Source organism: Lentzea albidocapillata, assembly GCF_000719115.1.
In the GTDB taxonomy this organism is placed as follows: domain Bacteria; phylum Actinomycetota; class Actinomycetes; order Mycobacteriales; family Pseudonocardiaceae; genus Lentzea; species Lentzea albidocapillata.
The window spans coordinates 45,855-62,883 of record NZ_JOEA01000009.1 but is presented as its reverse complement, the minus strand read 5'-3'; the positions used below and the strand labels follow the sequence as shown (position 1 = coordinate 62,883).

The window sequence follows — 17,029 nt, the reverse complement described above, 5'->3', positions numbered from 1 at the left end:
ATGAACCACGAAGGACCGGACGACTCGGTGAGCCAGATGCTGGTGCACCTGCGCGCGGCACACCTGCTGCGCGCGGCGGTGGTGCTCGACCTGGCCGACACGCTGGAGGACGAGGCGCTCTCCGTGGCGGACCTGGCCGTCCGCACGGGCACCGACCCCGGCGTGCTCGGCAGGCTGCTGGCGGCACTGGCGAGCTTCGGTGTCTTCACCCTGACCGAGGACGGCCGGTACGCGCACACCGCGCTCTCCCGGACGATGTGCTCCACCCACCCGGTGGGCCGCATCCTCGCCCAGGACCTGAAGTCCGACGCCACGTGGCAGGCGTGGAGCAACCTCGCCGCCGCCGCGAAGGAAGGCCGCAGCCCGTTCGCGGTGGTGCACGGCACGGACTTCTACAGCTACATCAGCGAACACGACCCAGAGCAGGCCGCGAACTTCCACCAGGCCATGAACAACGCGACCGAGGAGGACAACGGCGACGTCGTCGCGGCACTGGGCCTGCCCGCCACGGGCCTGGTGGTGGACGTGGGCGGCGGCCGCGGCGGACTCCTGCGCGACGTCCTGCGTGCCGCACCAGAGCTGCGGGGGGTGCTGTTCGATGTCGAGGGGGTCATCGCCGACGCCCTGCCGGAGCTGGTCAGCGACCCGCTCGCCTCGCGCTGCGAGACGGTCGCCGGGGACGCGCTGGCCGCCGTTCCCGAGGGCGCGGACCTGTACCTGCTGCGGTTCATCCTGCACAACTGGGGCGACGAGGACTGCGTCCGCATCCTGGAGTCCTGTGCCCGCGCGGCGAAGCCGGGCTCCCGGATCGTGGTAGTCGAGGTGCTGCTGGAGAAGTCCGGCACACCCGACGCGTACACCGCGATGGCCGACATGGGGATGTTCGTGCTGTTCGGCAGCCAGGAACGCACCGAGGCCGAGTACGCGGGCCTGTTCGAACGGGCCGGGCTGGAGTACCGCGGCTCGACGGCGACCGAGTCGCTGCACCTGTTCGAGGCCGTCGCACGCTAGAGACGACACGAGGGGCGCGCTCCAGACCGGAGCGCGCCCCTCGTCGTCGTTCGGTCAGAGCGAGGAGATCAGGCGCTCCACGCGCTCGTCCACCGCCCGGAACGGGTCCTTGCACAGCACCGTGCGCTGCGCCTGGTCGTTCAGCTTGAGGTGCACCCAGTCGACGGTGAAGTCGCGACCGGCGGCCTGCGCGGCGGCGATGAAGTCACCGCGCAGCTTGGCCCGCGTGGTCTGCGGCGGGGTGTCCTTGGCGGCCTCGATCTCGCCGTCGTCGGTCACCCGCTCGACCTGGCCCTTGCGCTGCAGCAGGTCGAACACGCCACGGCCACGGCGGATGTCGTGGTAGGCGAGGTCGAGCTGGGCGATGCGCGGGTTGGACAGGTCCATGTTGTGCTTTTCCATGTACCGGTTCATCAGGCGGTTCTTGATGGCCCAGTCGATCTCGCGGTCGATCTTCGTCAGGTCCTGCGCCTCGACGGCGTCGAGCGTGCGGCCCCACAGTTCGAGGACGCGCTCCGCCATGGGGTCCGGCGAGCGCTTCGCGGTGTGCTCGACGGCCTTCTCGAAGTACTCGCGCTGGATGTCGAGCGCGGAGGCCTCCTTGCCGCCCGCGAGGCGGACCGTGCGGCGGCCGGTGAGGTCGTGGGAGATCTCGCGGATGGCGCGGATCGGGTTGTCCAGGGAGAAGTCGCGGAACTGGACGCCCTGCTCGATCATCTCCAGCACCAGGTTCGCGCTGCCGACCTTCAGCAGCGTCGTCACCTCGGACATGTTCGAGTCGCCGACGATGACGTGCAGGCGCCGGTAGCGCTCGGCGTCGGCGTGCGGCTCGTCGCGGGTGTTGATGATCGGGCGGGACCGCGTGGTCGCGGACGACACGCCCTCCCAGATGTGCTCGGCGCGCTGCGAGAGGCAGTACACGGCGCCGCGCGGGGTCTGCAGCACCTTGCCGGCGCCGCAGATGAGCTGGCGGGTGACGAGGAACGGCAGCAGCACGTCCGCGATGCGGGAGAACTCGCCGGCCCGTGCGACCAGGTAGTTCTCGTGGCAGCCGTAGGAGTTGCCCGCCGAGTCGGTGTTGTTCTTGAACAGGAAGATGTCCCCGCCGATGCCCTCGTCGGCGAGCCTGCGCTCGGCGTCGACGAGCAGGTCCTCCAGGATCCGCTCACCGGCCTTGTCGTGCGTGACGAGCTGTGCCAGGTCGTCGCACTCGGCCGTCGCGTACTCCGGGTGGGAGCCGACGTCGAGGTAGAGCCGGGAGCCGTTGCGCAAGAAGACGTTGGAAGAACGCCCCCACGAGACGACGCGGCGGAACAAGTACCGCGCGACCTCGTCCGGGGACAGACGACGCTGCCCGTGGAAGGTGCAGGTCACCCCGAATTCTGTCTCAATGCCGAAGATCCGCCGCTGCATGCCTCAACAGTAGGCGACTCTCAGGCGGAGCAGGGTGATCCGTTCGGGCGGCACGCCGGTTGCGGTTTAGTGTCGGTGGCGTGTGGAAACGGGTCAGCGCTCTCGACAAGAAGCTCATGAGCTCCTCGGCTAGACTGCCTCCGAGCAGGCTCGACACGGGTTTGAAGAGGCTTTCGAAAGCCGCCAACCACAGTCTGCTGTGGTTCGTCATCGCGGCGATTCTGGCGACGAGAAAAGGCCCGTACCGGCGTGGTGCGATGAGAGGCCTTGCGGCCATCACCGGGGCTTCTGCCAGCGCGAACCTGGTCGGGAAGTCACTTTTCCCGCGGCGGCGGCCCGCCGCCGATCTGCTCGCGTTGCGCCGCCGGCTGGCGAAGCGGCCGACGTCGTCGTCATTCCCGTCCGGTCACTCCGCGTCAGCGGCCGCTTTCGCCACGGCGGTGGCGATGGAATCACCCAAAGCAGGCGTGGTGATGGCGCCGATCGCGGCCGCCGTCGCCTATTCACGCGTCCACACGGGCGTTCATTGGCCGACGGATGTCGCGGTCGGCGCGGGCGTGGGCGTCGGCGCCGCGTTGCTGACGCGCCGGTGGTGGCCACTCGGGATCAACGAGCCCGCCTCGGCCTACGAACACGCCGACCTGACGTCGTTGCAGGACGGCGACGGGCTGGTCGTGGTGGTGAACCCGTTCTCGGGCATCGGCCCGGACCCGACGCCGCAGATCACCGAGGAGTGGCCGAAGGCGCAGGTCGTCTCGATCGAGGAACTCGACGACCTGCCGGACGCGAAGGCGCTGGGTGTGGCCGGTGGCGACGGGACCGTGGCCGCCGTGGCCGCCGTCGCCGCCGAGCGCGATCTTCCGCTGGTGCTCATCCCCTCCGGCACGTTGAACCACTTCGCGCGGGACGTGGGCATCACCGGTCTGCACGACACGGCGCAGGCGGTCGCGGACGGCGTGGGTGTCCGGGTGGACATGGCGCAGGTCAACGGCCAGTGGTTCGTGAACACGGCGTCGCTGGGCGGCTACCCGGACATGGTGCGGATCCGCGAGAAGCTGGAGAAGCGCTGGGGCAAGTGGCCCGCGGCGGGCATGGCGTTGTTCCGCGTGCTGCAACGCGCCAAGCCGCTGGACATCACCATCGACGGCGACAAGCACCTCGTCTGGTTGCTGTTCGTCGGCAACGGGCCGTACCGGCCGAAGGGTTTCGCGCCCACGATGCGGCCGCGGCTGGACGACGGCCTGCTCGACGTCCGGTACGTCCGGGCGGACCGGAAGTACTCGCGGACCAGGTTCTTCCTGGGCGCCCTGCTCGGCGCCCTGGAGCACTCGCGCATGTACAAGCACCTCGAAGTCGCCTCGTTGAACGTCGAGGTGCACGGCGCACCGATCTCGATCGCGACGGACGGCGAGGTGCGCGAGCGCGGCAACCACTTCAAGTTCCGTTCGCGTGCGGCCGCGCTCGGGATCTATCGCCAGTAGTGTTCGACATTGTCGAACGTACGCAGGTAGAGTGGGGTGCGTGCCCGGACCCATTCAGTCCATTCAGCGCGCGGCCGAGGTCCTGAAGCTGCTCGCTCACGGTGGCGCGCACCAGCTGAGCGTCGGCGAGATCGCGCGCGCCCTGGACCTCGCGAAACCGACCGTGCACGGCATCCTGCGGACATTGCAGGAGGTCGGGTTCGTCGAGCAGGAGGTCGAAGGCGGCAAGTACCGCCTGGGCGCCGCGCTGTTCCAGATCGGCACCTCCTACCTCGACGGCAACGAGCTGCGCGCCAAGGCGTTGAACTGGTCGGACACGCTGGCGATGCGGGCGCGCGAGGCGGTGCGCATCGGCGTGATGCACGGCAAGCACGTGCTCGTGGTGCATCACGTGTTCCGCCCGGACAACAGCCGGCAGACGCTCGACACCGGCGCCCTGCTGCCGTGGAACGCGACGGCGCTGGGCAAGGCGCTGGTCGCGTTCGGCGACAACTGGCCCGACGGCGACCTGCAGGCCTTCACCCGGCACACGCTCGATCCCGAGCAGCTGCATGCCGACATGAACGTGGTCCGCGACCGCGACTGGGCCTACGACCTGCATGAACTCGTCGAGGGCGAGGCGTCGGTGGCCGCCCCGATTCGAGACAGGCGCGGTGTGGTCGTCGGGGCGATCGGCATCTCCGGGCCGGTCGAGCGGCTGTGCGACTCACCCGATCAGCCGCCACGCCTCGAACTCGTGTCCTACGTACGTGAGGCAGCTCGCAGCGTTTCGAGGGAGCTCGGCGGGCTCTCCTGGTAGTACTGTGGAATCGTTCGACAATGTCGAATGGCTCGCACAAGGGAGTGCACGTGGCTTACATCGCGGCGATAGACCAGGGCACGACGTCGTCCCGGTGCATCGTGTTCGACCAGGCCGGCGGGATCGTGTCGGTAGCTCAGCGCGAGCACCGCCAGATCTTCCCGAAACCGGGCTGGGTAGAGCACGACGCCTCCGAGATCTGGACGAACGTGCAGGCGGTCGTGCGCGACGCCCTCTCTCACGCTTCTCTCTCGCTCGGTGACATCGCCGCGTTCGGCATCACGAACCAGCGCGAGACGACGGTCGTGTGGGACAAGGCGACCGGCGAGCCCGTACACAACGCGATCGTCTGGCAGGACACCCGCACGGACGCGTTGATCAGGCGGCTCGGCGACCAGGACAGGTTCCGCGAACGCTCCGGCCTGCCGCTGGCGACCTACTTCTCCGGCCCGAAGCTGCGGTGGCTGCTCGACAACGTCGAAGGCCTGCGCGCACGGGCCGAACGCGGCGAGGTCCTGTTCGGCACCATGGACACCTGGCTGATCTGGAACCTGACCGGCCGCCACGTCACCGACGTCACCAACGCCTCGCGCACCATGCTGATGAACCTGGAGACCCTCGACTGGGACCAGGAGCTGGTGGACGCAATGGACGTCCCGCGCGAGATGCTCCCCGAGATCCGGTCCTCCTCCGAGGTCTACGGCACCTACGAGGGTGTGCCCGTCGCGTCCGCGCTCGGCGACCAGCAGGCCGCGCTGTTCGGCCAGACCTGCTTCGAGCCCGGCGAAGGCAAGTGCACCTACGGCACGGGCGCGTTCCTGCTGATCAACACCGGCGGCAAGCCGGTGCACTCGCAGAACGGCCTGCTCACCACCGTGGGCTACCAGATCGGTGACCAGCCCGCCGCGTACGCGCTGGAAGGCGCCGTCGCGGTGACGGGCGCGCTGGTGCAGTGGTTCCGCGACAAGATCGGGCTGATCTCGTCGGCAGCCGAGATCGAGACTCTCGCGCGCACGGTGGACGACAACGGCGGCGCGTACTTCGTGCCCGCGTTCTCCGGTCTCTTCGCACCGCACTGGCGCAGCGACGCGCGTGGCGTGATCGCCGGCCTCACGGGCTACATCTCGCGCGGGCACCTCGCACGGGCCGTGCTGGAGGCATCGGCGTGGCAGACGCGTGAGGTCGTGGACGCGATGAACGCCGATTCCGGTGTGGACCTCACGACGTTGCGCGTCGACGGCGGCATGACGGCGAACAACCTGCTCATGCAGTTCCTGTCGGACGTGCTGGACGTGCCGGTGGTGCGCCCGATCGTGGCCGAGACGACGTGCCTGGGCGCGGCGTACGCGGCCGGTCTCGCGGTGGGCTACTGGAGCGGCACCGACGAGCTGAAAGCCAACTGGCACAAGGCGGCCGAGTGGGAGCCGTCGATGGAACCGGCGGCGCGGGCTCGCGGCTACCGGAAGTGGAAGAAGGCGGTCGAGCGGACCGTCGGTTGGATGGACGAGGACGATGACTGACTCAACACAGCGGATCCGCGCTCGCGAAGAGCTGCAGCACGGCAAGTTCGACGTCGTCGTGGTCGGCGGCGGCATCCTGGGCATCGCGACCACGTGGGCCGCGGCCCGTTCGGGACTGCGGGTCGCGCTGATCGAGAGCGGCGACTTCGCGGGCGCCACGTCGTCCGCGTCGTCCAAGCTCGTGCACGGCGGCCTGCGCTACCTCGCGATGGGCCCGTCGGCCGTGCCGATGGTGCACGAGAACCACAAGGAACGCCGCGCGCTGGGCGACCACCTGGCCCCGCATCTGGTGCGCCCGCTGCCGTTCCTCGTCCCCGTCTACAAGGGCGGCCCGCACAGCCGGTTCGTGCTGGGCGCGGGCGTCACGTTGTACTCCGCGCTGTCGGGCTTCGGCGACGGCATGGGGAAGGTGCTGTCGGCGCGCAGGGCTGCGGAGTGGGTGCCTGACCTGCGCGCCGACGGTCTGCGCGGTGCCGCGATGTACTACGACCACCAGATGAACGACAGCCGTGTGGCGATCACCGCCGCCCGCGCCGCCGCCGAGGCCGGTGCCGTGCTGCTCAACCACATCTCGGTCGTGGGCCTGCGCAAGACCGGCGCGAAGGTCACCGGTGTCGACCTGCGCGACTCGCTCGGCGAGTTCGGAGTGGACGCTCGCGTGGTGGTGAACGCGACCGGCCCGTGGCTCGATGTGCTGCGGCGCATGGAAGATCCCGCCGCCGACCCGTCGATCCGCCTGTCCAAGGGCTCGCACCTGGTGCTGAAGCAGACCTCGGAGTGGAAGGCCGCGCTGACGATCCCGGTCGACGACGTGCGCGTGTCGTTCGCGATCCCGTGGGAGGGCCACCTCCTGCTCGGCACCACCGACGAGGCCTACGAGGGCGACCCGGCGGCGGTCGCCTGCACCGACGACGACATCGACCAGATCCTGAGCGAGGCGGGCGTCGCGGTGTCCGGTTTGGACCGTGCGCGCATCGCGTACACGTTCGCGGGCTTGAGGGTTCTGCCCGGCGGCCCCGGCGACACCTCCCACGCCAAGCGCGAGACGGTGATCACCGCCGGCTCCGGCGGCATGATCAGCGTGGCCGGTGGCAAGTGGACGACGTTCCGCAAGATCGGCGCCACCGTCCTGGCCCGCGTGAACTCCGAACTCGGCCGCACCTTCGACGGCCCGCTCGACGGCGTCGCACTGCCCGGCTCGGCGCAGCCCGACACCGTGGGTTCCGTGCTGGGCCACGCTTTCGACGCGCTGCCCGACGACGTGGTCCGCCACCTCGCCACGCACTACGGCACGACGTCGCACGAGGTCGTCGCCCTCGGCCTGGAGAACCCGGCACTGCTGGAGCGCGTCCACCCGGACGGCCCGGACATCTGGGCCCAGGTCGAGCACGCCCGCCGCACCGAGTGGGCGTCCGAAGTGGACGACGTGCTGCGCCGCCGCACCACCGTGATGGTGCGCGGGCTCGACTCCCCCGAGGTGCGTTCGCGGGTGTCGGAGTTGCTGGCTTCTTAGAGTTTTATGGCGCGTTCCACGAGGTAGTCGGCCAGTTCGGGTGCCGAGTGGAACGCGCTGCGCAGCGCCAGCGTCCCGTCGCAGCCGAGCACGACCGGCAGACCGCCGCCGCCGTCGTCGGTGCGACAGGCCGGAGCATCACGCGAGTCAGCGGTACGGGTCGGTGATCTCGCCGAGCATCTCCAACGCCTCGCGGAGCTGTGCCATGCGCCGCCTGCCCAGGTGCCGTTCCCATTCCACTTCGATCCTGGCCAGTTCCTCGTTCGCGACGGGCACCGCGCCCAGTGCCTTCCCGGTGACCTTCACGAGCCGCGCCCTGCCGTCCGCCGGGTCGGGCACGCGTTTCACGTACCCGGCCTTCTCCAACTGGTCCACCAGGAAACCGGCGGTCTGCTTGGTCACCTGGGCCGCCTCCGCGAGCACGGTCAGCCGCGTTCCCTCCGGGTCGACGCGCATGAGCACCCGCGCCTGCGCCTGCGTGACGTCGAAGCCCGCCGCGTTGACCGCCGCCAGGACGCGGTTCTCCACGTCGCGGTTCGGGATGAAGAGCAGCAGCCCGATGTTCACGCGAACTCCCGTTGCTTTTAGTCAGATGCTCTGATTAAAGTAGTCAGTCACTCGAACTAAATCAAGAGGAGGACGGCCATGGACGACACCCAGATGTGGCAGACGATCGACTCCGAACGCGCGGCGACCGCGGACCTGCTCGCCGGACTCAGCGACGTCGAGTGGACCTACCCGTCGCTCTGTGAGGGCTGGACGGTGCGCGAGGTCGCCGCCCACCTGTCGCTCGCGCACCGGATCAGCGTCGGCACGGCGTTCAAGGCGTTCGTCCGGGCTCGCGGGAGCTTCAACCGCATGATCGACCAGACCGCGCGCGACGAGGCACGCAGACCGGCCACCGAACTCGTCGCGGAACTGCGCGGCGCCGTCGGGCACCACCGGCTCGCGCCCGGCCAGACGCTCAAGAACGCGCTGATGGACACCATGGTCCACACTCAGGACATGGCGCTGCCGCTCGGCATCGAACGCCACATGCCCCTCGACGCCGCCGTGGTCGCGGCGGACGACGTGTGGCGGATCGGGTTCCCGTTCCACGCGCGCCGCAGGCTGGCCGGGCACCGGCTCGTCGCCACCGACGCCGACTGGGCCGTCGGCGAGGGTGCCGAGATCAGCGGGCCGATCGAGGCGCTCCTGATGCTGCTCGCCGGGCGCACCGCGACGATCCCGCGGCTGACCGGCATCACGGTCTGAGTTCGCGCACCATCCTGCGGCACACGTGGACGCGCTCGAACCGTTGGCGCATCTCGGCTTCCCGCTCGATCCGGGCGTGCAGGAACGCCCCTGCCGGCACCAGCCCGTGCCTCGCGGTGAGCACTGTGCCGAGCTCGTCGGCGGACGCGTGCACGTGCAGGTAGTGCTCCGACTCCGTGAAACCGTTGCGCGCAAACCAGTTCAGCGCGGGTCCGTCCTCGCGGGTCCAGGCGTCGAGCGTCCGCACCCCGCACCGCTCCAGCCGCGGCACCGCCTCCGCGAGCAGTGCCGTCGCGATTCCCTCGCCCTGGCGGTCGGGATGCACCACCACTGTGTCGATGGTGGCGTCCGCGCCGGGCACCGAGACGTCCAGGATTCCAGCGATCACGTCGCCGTCGAGCGCGACGAGCTCCAGGTCCGTGCGGCGCTTGGCCTGGCAGACGTCGTCGAAGTGGTTCGTCGCGAGGAATCCGAGCACCCGGCACCTCAGCCAGGACGCCTCGTCGGCCGGTTCGTAGTTCCTGATCTCCGCTGGCCGCCCCGGCGTGCCTCTGGACCTGCCCGACGCTCCCAGCAAGCACACTTCCCCGGGTCGCCCCGGTGCGGCGTCCACCACTCGTCCCCCAGTCCACTTCCCGCCGGACGTCTCCGGCACGGTCCAGGGTTCCTGATGCCGGGACCGCACGCACGCCTGTTTCCGCGTCACCGTTTGCCAGGAACATACTCGGTATGCATACTCAGTATGCATGTCGGTCAAACACGGTCTGCTCGCGCTCCTGGGGCGCGGCCCCATGTACGGCTACCAGCTGCGGACGGCGTTCGACTCGGCCACCGGCGGCACGTGGCCGTTGAACATCGGGCAGGTCTACACGACGTTGTCGCGCCTGGAACGCGACGATCTGGTGGGCGCCCTCCCCGAGAACGAGGGCCAGCGGCCCTACGAGATCACCCCGCACGGCCGCGACGAGCTGAAGAGGTGGTTCGCCACGCCCGTCCAGCGCAGTGACCGCCCCCGTGACGAGGTGGCGATCAAGCTCGCCCTCGCCATCACCACGCCGGGCGTCGACGTCGCCAAGGTCGTGATGACCCAGCGCACGGCCACCATGCGCACGCTGCAGGAGTACACGAGGCTCAAGACCCAGCCGGGCGACCTGCCGTGGCTGCTCGTGCTCGACGCGATGATCTTCCAGGGCGAGGCCGAACTGCGCTGGCTCGACCACTGCGAGGCGAGCCTGCTGCGCGACGCGCACCGCGCAATGCCCTCATACCGGGCGTATTCGGGCTTTGCGGCGGTGCCGTCTCCGGGGCCCTCGGCCGCGACTATCGCGGACGAGACCTGCAGGACAGGGCCTAGGCTCGCCACATGACCACCTTCGCCATCGCGCACGGAGGGGGCGACGTCGGCTGGTCGTGGCACCTGGTAGCAGAAGCCTTGCAGGCCAAGGGCCACACAGTCGTCGCCCCCGACCTCCCCATCGAAGACGAGTCGAAAGACCTCACAGACTGGGCACGAACGCTGACCGACGCGCTACCGTCCACAGAGGACGTAGTAGTGGTGGGCCACTCTTTCGGCGGCTTCGTAGCGCCGCTGGCCGCGGCCAGCATCAACGCCAAGGCCTTGATCTACGTAACGGCGATGCTTCCCACCCCGGGCGAAGCGCCAGGCGACTGGTGGGACAACATCGGCTACACCGACTCGGGCCTGGAGGACAAGTTCTTCCACGACGTCCCCGCTGACCTGGCCGCGGAGGCGCAGAAGCGGGAACGCGGCATGTCCGAGAACTCGATGGCCAAGCCGTGGCCGTTGGACGCGATGCCGGACGTGCCCACGCACTTCATCCTGTGCACGGAGGACCGGTTCTTCACCCCGGACTTCATGCGCAAGGTGGTGGCCGACCGGCTGGGCGTCGAGCCGGTGGAACTGGCCGCGGGCCACTGCGCGTCGCTGAGCAAGCCGAACGAACTGGCAGAGCTGCTGGTGGCCTGCGCGGGCTGACACGTCGCAAAGCGGAAGGTCCCTGGGAAGAACATCCCAGGGACCTTCCGTAGCAAACAGACCTACTTGGACTCGTCGTCCGGCGGCAGCTCGACGTCCTCGACGGCCTTGCCGTCCTTGGTGGGCGCGGGCATCAGACCGTCCAGCGCGGCACCGGCGATCCGCCGGAACGCGCGCCGAGGCCGAGCCCGCTCCAGCACCGCGACCTCGAGCTTCGCGGCGGGAAGGATCTCAGCGGCCCCGTTCTGAGTGGACGGAGACCCGGCGGACAACGCCTTCACCGCGACCGGAACGGCCTCCGCCAGCGAAAGCCCGTCGGCGAAGGCTTCCTTCAACGCCGTGTTGGCGGCATCGACGGTGCCACCCATCACGATGTACTGGGGCTCGTCCACGATGGACCCGTCGTACGTCAGCCGGTACAACGTGTCCGTAGCGGCGGTGTCGCCCACCTCGGCGACGGCGATCTCCACCTCGAAGGGCTTGATCTGCTCGGTGAAGTAGGTGCCGAGCGTGGTGGCGTAGACGTTCGCCAGCGAACGGGAAGTGACGTCGCGCGGGTCGTTCTGGTACCCGCGGACGTCGGCGAACCGGATCCCGGCCTGGCGGAGGTTCTCGAACTCGCTGTAGCGGCCCACCGCGGCGAAGCCGATGCGGTCGTAGATCTCCGAGACCTTGTGCAGCGTGCTGGAGGGATTTTCCGCGACGAAGAGAATGCCGTCGGCGTACTTGAGCACGATGACGCTGCGACCCCTGGCGATGCCCTTGCGGGCGTACTCCGAGCGGTCGCGCATCACCTGCTCCGCCGATGCGTACAGCGGCATCGTCATGGGTGGTGCTCCTGACGTCGAACCTGTGGGGGACTCAGCCTGCGGGGCGGGACCGGCGGCCTTCGACGACCGCGTTGGCGATCGTGGCGACCTGGGGTTCCGGCACCTCGACGGCACCGTCGGCGCCGTTGATGGTGACCACGATCGGGTAGAGGCGGCGGACCGGGTCCGGGCCACCTGTCGCCGAGTCGTCGTCCGCCGCGTCGTAGAGAGCTTCGACGACGGAACGGATCGCGGCTTCGACGTCCGCGTCCGGGTCGTAGAGCTTCTTGAGCGCCGACTTCGCGAACAGAGAGCCCGAGCCGACGGCCTGGTAGCCCTGCGACTCCTCGTAGCGGCCGCCGGTGACGTCGTAGGACACGATGCGGCCGGCGCGGTCCGAGTCGGTGGCCGAGGTGTCGTACCCGGCGAAGAGGGGCACCACGGCGAGGCCTGCCATGGCCGCGTCGAGGTTGCCCCTGATCATCGCCGAGAGGCGGTTCGCCTTGCCGTCCAGCGACAGCGGCACGCCCTCGATCTTCTCGTAGTGGCGCAGCTCCACCGTGTACAGGCGCACGATCTCGATCGCGATGCCGGCCGTGCCCGCGATGCCGACGGCCGAGTGGTCGTCGGTCACGAAGACCTTCTTCATGTCGCGCTGGGCGATCACGTTGCCCATCGTCGCGCGCCGGTCGCCGGCGATCACGACACCACCCTTGTAGGTGGCCGCGACGATCGTCGTCCCGTGTGGGGCCTGGACGGTCCCCTCCGGGAGCTTCCGGCCACTAGGCAGCATGTCGGGTGCCTGTGCCCGCAGGAAGTCCGTGAACGACGACGAGCCCGGCGTGAGGTACGCCGAAGGCAGCGCCGCGGCCGGGTAACGCCCGGTCGAGCTGTTGTCCATGTGTTGGTTGTTCTCCCGTCCCCGAGTTGGTCAACAGGCCCCCGAAGGCCTACTGACCACCCTTTTGCACGTATGCGCGGACGAAGTCCTCCGCGTTCTCCTCGAGCACGTCGTCGATCTCGTCGAGGATCGCGTCCACGTCCTCGCCGAGCTTCTCGCGGCGTTCCTGACCTGCGCCGGCGGCGTCATCCGCGCCGTCGTCGCCGTCGCCACCACCCTGGTGCTGCTTCTGTTCCTGGGACATCTCGGCCTCCCACTGACTCGCCTGACAAGAACACTACCCAGCGGCACCGACAAAAATCCTGAGCCACTCGGGTAGACGATCACCCGCGAGTCAGCGCGTCCACCAGTTGCTCGGCGGTGTCAGAGGCCTCCAGAAGGGCTCCGACGTGCGCTTTCGTCCCGCGCAGCGGTTCCAGCGTCGGAATTCGCACAAGGGATTCTCGACCGAGATCAAAGATCACCGAGTCCCACGACGCGGCCGCGACCGAGGTCGGGTAGCGCTCCAGGCACCGGCCGCGGAAGTACGCACGCGTGTCCTCGGGCGGCGAGGTGATGGCCGCGCGGACCTCTTCCTCGCTCACGAGCCGCTTCATCGAGCCGCGCGCGACCAGGCGGTTGTAGAGGCCCTTGTCGAGGCGGACGTCGGAGTACTGCAGGTCGACCAGGTTGAGCCGGGCCGCGCCCCACTCCAGGCCGTCGCGCTGCCGGTAGCCCTCGAGCAGCCGCAGCTTCGCGACCCAGTCGAGCCGGTCGGCGCACTCCGCCGGGTCGCGCGCCAGCGCGTCGAGGACCTCGCCCCAGATCCGCAGGACCTCGCGGTCGCCGACGCCCTCCTTCTCGACGAACGCCAGCGCCCGCTCGTGGTAGGCGAACTGCACGTCGAGACCGGTGAACTTGCGCCCGCCGGTCATCTCGACCTTGGTCTTCAGGGTCGGGTCGTGGCTGATCTGGTGCACCGCGCGCACCGGGTCGACCATGCGCAGGTCGTCGAACCGCTGCCCGGCCTCGATCATGTCGAGCACCAGAGAGGCGGTGCCGACCTTGAGGAACGTGGAGTACTCGGCCAGGTTCGCGTCGCCGATGATGACGTGCAGGCGGCGGTACTTGTCCGCGTCAGCGTGCGGCTCGTCGCGCGTGTTGATGATGCCGCGCTTGAGCGTCGTCTCCAGGCCGACCTCGACCTCGATGTAGTCGGAGCGCTGCGAGAGCTGGAAGCCGGCCTCCTCGCCGGACTGCCCGATGCCCACGCGGCCGGACCCCGTGATGACCTGGCGTGACACGAAGAACGGCGTGAGGCCCGCGATGACGGCCGTGAACGGCGTCGAGCGCTGCATCAGGTAGTTCTCGTGCGTGCCGTACGACGCGCCCTTGCCGTCGACGTTGTTCTTGTACAGCTGCAGGCGGGGCTGGCCGGGCACGGACGCGGCCTTGATCGCGGCCTCCTCCATGATCCGCTCCCCCGCTTTGTCCCAGATCACCGCGTCACGCGCGTTGGTGACCTCGGGTGCGGAGTACTCGGGGTGCGCGTGGTCGACGTAGAGCCGCGCGCCGTTGGTGAGGATGACGTTCGCCGCGCCCAGGTCCTCGACGTCGGAGTCGGCAGGGTGCCCACCGGGCGATCCCAGGTCGAACCCGCGCGCGTCGCGCAACGGTGACTCCACCTCGTAGTCCCAGCGCGCCCGCCTGGCGCGCGGTATGTCCGCCGCCGCCGCGTACGCGAGCACCACCTGTGTCGAAGTGAGCACCGGGTTCGCGGTCGCGTCACCCGGCACTGAGATGCCGTACTCGACCTCGGTTCCCATGATCCGCCGCATGCGCAACACCTTATGACCTGACCCCGGCACAAGCGTGTGGGGAGCCTCGCGTTGAAGCTCCCCCCACCCTATTCACCCGGATGCCCGATCCGGGGGTCAGCCGGAGGCGAGTCCGGCGGCCGGACGAATCCGCGACGCGCCGCGGGAAGGCCCGAACGCCGCCAGCACCGCGAGCACCACGACCGCCACCGCGCCGATGACCAGCGGCAACACGACCTTCAGGCCCGGCAGCGACATGTCGATGCCGGTCGAGAGGATCGCGATCTCCGCGTAGCCGAACCCGAGCACGCCGCCACCGATCACGCCGACCAGGGCCAGCATGATCGCTTCAGCGATGACTCCGCCCTGCAGTCCGCCCCTAGTGACACCCAAGGCGCGCCTTAGTGCGAGCTCCTTGCGGCGTTCCTGCACGGAGATGGTCAGCGCCGTGCCGATGCCGGTCACCGCGACCGCCACGGACAGTCCGAGCAGGACCGTCATCAGCACGGTGCCGAGGTGCATGTACCGGCCCGCCTCGGCGCGTTCGTCCGCGTCGGTCTGCACGATCACGGTCGGGTTGTTCGGCAGCGCGGCCTGCAGTCCCACCCGGAACCGGGCCGGGTCGACGCCGGGCTTCAACGCGACGAGCACCTTCTCGGCGGGTCCCGAGGTGGGGCCGGCGATGATCGGCGTGTAGCCGGTGATGCTGCCGGGGACCGTGCCCACGACCTTGTACTGCCTGCCGCCGGCCTCGACGAACGGCCGGTCCGCCCAGTGCGGTGGCACGATCGCGGTCCCGGCGGTGAGCTGCTCGGCACCGGACACGTTCTGCGCCTTCAGCCAGGCCTTGAACTCCTCGGGGTCGACGCTCGCGGCGCCGTCCGAGGTCTTGTGCAGCACGACGCTCGCGGCCACGTCCGGCTGCGCGGGGATCGCCGGCAACGGCCGGTCGCCCGCGTCCACCACGGTCGCGTCCGGGCGTTCCTCGTTGGCGTACTGGTACGTCATCTCCTGTGCTCCACCCAGCAGGACCAGGAAGAACGTCACCATCGAACTGGCCAGCAGCAGCGGCAGCGCCACGGACGCCGACCGCTGCGGCATCCGGCGCACTTCAGCGCCGGCGAGCTTCCATTGCGTGCCGCCGATCTTGCCGAACAGCCGGGCGATGAACGGCACCGTGACGGGGCCGAGGATCCAGAACAGCCCGGTCACCGCTGCGATCGCGGAGAACGTCACGGCGAGAGGAGCCGCGACGGTGCCCTTGGCGGCGATGGCCATCATCGCGAGCAGTGCGGCACCACCGGTGAACAGAACACCGAACACGAGCCGAAGGCGGCGAACGGACCGAGGCGGCACCTCACTGTCCGCGTCACGCAGTGCGGCCAGCGGCGACACACGCGCGGCGTTGATCGCGGGACGAACGGCCGCCATCACACTCAGCAGAGCGGCAACGACGACTCCGAGGATCACGTAGCCAAGCGACGGCAGCAGCTCGGGGCTGAGCTCCACCGCGCCGAACAGCGCCGAGATGCCGGTGGCGTCGAACGTCCGCGCCAGCAGCCACGCCATCGGCCCGCCGAGCAACGCGCCACCGACGCCCGCCGCCGCACCCGTCACGAACGCCTCGAACAGGCTCCTGCGCACCAACGGCCCGCGCTGGGCACCGATACACCGCAGCAACGCCGTCTGCCGCTGCCGCTGCGCGTAGACCGCGCGGAACGTGGCCGCCGCGACGAAGACCGCCGTGGCCAGCGCGAGCACGCTGAACGGCAGCAGGATGAACGTCAGGTCATTGCCGATGCTGCCGGCGTCCGGCACCGGGTCACCCACGATGTACGAGGCACCTGCAGCCGCCTTGACGGCGTCCCGCGCACCGCCGAGCACCCAGATCTCCTTGGTGAACGGCTCCGGGTCGATAGCGCGCGCCAGGTCCGGACCGGCGACCAGGATCGGCCGCGCGTCCATCCCGCCCTTCTTCATGACCCCGCTGACGGTCACCTCGACCGGCTTGCCGTCCGCGGCGGCGAGCTTGATCCTGTCGCCGGGCTTCAGACCCCGCTCGTAGGCGGTGATCTTGTCGACGGCGACCTCACCGTTCGCCGCCGGAGCCTTGCCCTCGGCCAGCGGCCAGCGCACCAGGTCCGGTTGCTGGACGTGCACTTCGGCCCGGTGCTGCCCCGCACGGCCGTTCGCATCGAGCAGGTCGGCCTGGGCCACCTGCACCGGCACCGCCCTGCCGACGGCGGAGAGCTTGGCCAGCACCGCGTCGTCCAACTTCGGCCGGTTCACCTCGGCGGTGCCGCGCTCGGCGGGTTTGGTGTCCACCACGTGACTCACCGACGACGGTGTGAGGGGCGCGCCCTCGTCGACCGAGCGGGTGAGCGCGTCGCTCAGCACGAGGGCGGCCAGCAGGCAGGCCACGCCGACGACGAGCGCGACGCCGGGCAGCAGCGCGCGGCCCGGCCGGGCGCGGAACTCGGCTACGCCGAGCCGCAGGGAAGTGGACACGAATCCTCCTCGGTGACGTCTGACGTTC

At 69.6% G+C, this 17,029-nt stretch carries 16 protein-coding genes; 8 read left to right on the top strand and 8 right to left on the bottom strand.

Going from position 1 to position 17,029, the window contains the following annotated elements; genetic code table 11:
- Window positions 1-1,011: a methyltransferase gene (locus IG04_RS0114415; protein WP_051769877.1), complete on the top strand. Its 1,011-nt coding sequence runs from the start codon at window positions 1-3 to the stop codon at window positions 1,009-1,011.
- A 54-nt stretch (window positions 1,012-1,065) separates the two neighbouring features.
- Here the strand turns inward: IG04_RS0114415 and pafA are convergent, their stop codons facing one another.
- Entirely contained in the window at window positions 1,066-2,424 is a 1,359-nt protein-coding gene (gene pafA, locus IG04_RS0114410; protein ID WP_030477136.1) for a Pup--protein ligase, read from the bottom strand.
- A 116-nt stretch (window positions 2,425-2,540) separates the two neighbouring features.
- Between pafA and IG04_RS0114405 the strand changes: the two genes are divergently transcribed.
- Genes IG04_RS0114405 through IG04_RS0114390 form a run of 4 tightly spaced genes read left to right on the top strand, consistent with a single transcriptional unit; the run spans window position 2,541 to window position 7,737 of the window.
- On the top strand, window positions 2,541-3,905 hold the full coding sequence (locus tag IG04_RS0114405; protein ID WP_051770009.1) for a bifunctional phosphatase PAP2/diacylglycerol kinase family protein: 1,365 nt from the start codon (window positions 2,541-2,543) through the stop codon (window positions 3,903-3,905).
- Between the two features lie 40 nt (window positions 3,906-3,945).
- Window positions 3,946-4,704 carry an IclR family transcriptional regulator gene (locus IG04_RS0114400; RefSeq protein ID WP_030477134.1) on the top strand — a complete coding sequence of 253 codons (759 nt, stop codon included), beginning with the start codon at window positions 3,946-3,948 and terminating at the stop codon, window positions 4,702-4,704.
- Window positions 4,705-4,754: 50 nt separating this feature from the next.
- Window positions 4,755-6,224 carry a glycerol kinase GlpK gene (glpK, locus tag IG04_RS0114395; RefSeq protein WP_245816195.1) on the top strand — a complete coding sequence of 490 codons (1,470 nt, stop codon included), beginning with the start codon at window positions 4,755-4,757 and terminating at the stop codon, window positions 6,222-6,224.
- Window positions 6,217-7,737, top strand: a complete 1,521-nt coding sequence (locus IG04_RS0114390) for a glycerol-3-phosphate dehydrogenase/oxidase (protein WP_030477132.1) — start codon at window positions 6,217-6,219, stop codon at window positions 7,735-7,737. The genes glpK and IG04_RS0114390 overlap by 8 nt, the downstream gene beginning before the upstream one ends.
- 147 nt (window positions 7,738-7,884) lie before the next feature.
- Here IG04_RS0114390 and IG04_RS0114380 read toward each other — a convergent pair whose 3' ends face one another.
- A complete protein-coding gene (locus IG04_RS0114380; protein ID WP_030477131.1) occupies window positions 7,885-8,304 on the bottom strand; it encodes a MarR family winged helix-turn-helix transcriptional regulator in 420 nt (139 codons plus the stop codon).
- A gap of 78 nt (window positions 8,305-8,382) precedes the next feature.
- Here IG04_RS0114380 and IG04_RS0114375 point away from each other — a divergent pair, with 78 nt between their 5' ends.
- Window positions 8,383-8,991, top strand: coding sequence for a maleylpyruvate isomerase family mycothiol-dependent enzyme (locus IG04_RS0114375; protein WP_030477130.1), 609 nt, complete (start codon window positions 8,383-8,385; stop codon window positions 8,989-8,991).
- Here the strand turns inward: IG04_RS0114375 and IG04_RS0114370 are convergent.
- A complete protein-coding gene (locus IG04_RS0114370) occupies window positions 8,981-9,568 on the bottom strand; it encodes a GNAT family N-acetyltransferase (protein WP_211257758.1) in 588 nt (195 codons plus the stop codon). The genes IG04_RS0114375 and IG04_RS0114370 overlap by 11 nt on opposite strands.
- A 169-nt stretch (window positions 9,569-9,737) precedes the next feature.
- Here IG04_RS0114370 and IG04_RS0114365 point away from each other — a divergent pair, with 169 nt between their 5' ends.
- Window positions 9,738-10,358: a PadR family transcriptional regulator gene (locus IG04_RS0114365; RefSeq protein WP_084590005.1), complete on the top strand. Its 621-nt coding sequence runs from the start codon at window positions 9,738-9,740 to the stop codon at window positions 10,356-10,358.
- On the top strand, window positions 10,355-10,987 hold the full coding sequence (locus IG04_RS0114360) for an alpha/beta fold hydrolase (RefSeq protein WP_030477127.1): 633 nt from the start codon (window positions 10,355-10,357) through the stop codon (window positions 10,985-10,987). Before IG04_RS0114365 ends, IG04_RS0114360 begins: the two co-directional genes overlap by 4 nt.
- Window positions 10,988-11,049: 62 nt before the next feature.
- Here IG04_RS0114360 and prcA read toward each other — a convergent pair whose 3' ends face one another.
- From prcA to IG04_RS0114335, 5 genes are all read right to left on the bottom strand, one after another.
- A complete protein-coding gene (gene prcA, locus IG04_RS0114355) occupies window positions 11,050-11,814 on the bottom strand; it encodes a proteasome subunit alpha (protein WP_030477126.1) in 765 nt (254 codons plus the stop codon).
- 34 nt (window positions 11,815-11,848) lie between these two features.
- Complete coding sequence (gene prcB, locus IG04_RS0114350) at window positions 11,849-12,697, bottom strand: proteasome subunit beta (RefSeq protein WP_030477125.1); 849 nt, start codon at window positions 12,695-12,697, stop codon at window positions 11,849-11,851.
- A gap of 49 nt (window positions 12,698-12,746) precedes the next feature.
- Window positions 12,747-12,941, bottom strand: a complete 195-nt coding sequence (locus IG04_RS0114345; RefSeq protein ID WP_030477124.1) for a ubiquitin-like protein Pup — start codon at window positions 12,939-12,941, stop codon at window positions 12,747-12,749.
- Window positions 12,942-13,020: 79 nt separating this feature from the next.
- Window positions 13,021-14,514: a depupylase/deamidase Dop gene (gene dop / locus IG04_RS0114340; RefSeq protein ID WP_030477123.1), complete on the bottom strand. Its 1,494-nt coding sequence runs from the start codon at window positions 14,512-14,514 to the stop codon at window positions 13,021-13,023.
- A gap of 96 nt (window positions 14,515-14,610) precedes the next feature.
- Complete coding sequence (locus IG04_RS0114335; protein WP_030477122.1) at window positions 14,611-17,001, bottom strand: FtsX-like permease family protein; 2,391 nt, start codon at window positions 16,999-17,001, stop codon at window positions 14,611-14,613.
- Window positions 17,002-17,029: the final 28 nt, after the last annotated feature.

Bases quoted from the DNA above. Each gene is read 5' to 3' on its own strand.
- IG04_RS0114415 (WP_051769877.1), top strand. From the start codon at position 1: ATGAACCACGAAGGACCGGACGACTCGGTGAGCCAGATGCTGGTGCAC.
- pafA (WP_030477136.1), bottom strand. From the start codon at position 2,424: ATGCAGCGGCGGATCTTCGGCATTGAGACAGAATTCGGGGTGACCTGC.
- IG04_RS0114405 (WP_051770009.1), top strand. From the start codon at position 2,541: ATGAGCTCCTCGGCTAGACTGCCTCCGAGCAGGCTCGACACGGGTTTG.
- IG04_RS0114390 (WP_030477132.1), top strand. From the start codon at position 6,217: ATGACTGACTCAACACAGCGGATCCGCGCTCGCGAAGAGCTGCAGCAC.
- IG04_RS0114375 (WP_030477130.1), top strand. From the start codon at position 8,383: ATGGACGACACCCAGATGTGGCAGACGATCGACTCCGAACGCGCGGCG.
- IG04_RS0114365 (WP_084590005.1), top strand. From the start codon at position 9,738: ATGTCGGTCAAACACGGTCTGCTCGCGCTCCTGGGGCGCGGCCCCATG.
- IG04_RS0114360 (WP_030477127.1), top strand. From the start codon at position 10,355: ATGACCACCTTCGCCATCGCGCACGGAGGGGGCGACGTCGGCTGGTCG.
- prcA (WP_030477126.1), bottom strand. From the start codon at position 11,814: ATGACGATGCCGCTGTACGCATCGGCGGAGCAGGTGATGCGCGACCGC.
- prcB (WP_030477125.1), bottom strand. From the start codon at position 12,697: ATGGACAACAGCTCGACCGGGCGTTACCCGGCCGCGGCGCTGCCTTCG.
- IG04_RS0114345 (WP_030477124.1), bottom strand. From the start codon at position 12,941: ATGTCCCAGGAACAGAAGCAGCACCAGGGTGGTGGCGACGGCGACGAC.
- dop (WP_030477123.1), bottom strand. From the start codon at position 14,514: ATGCGGCGGATCATGGGAACCGAGGTCGAGTACGGCATCTCAGTGCCG.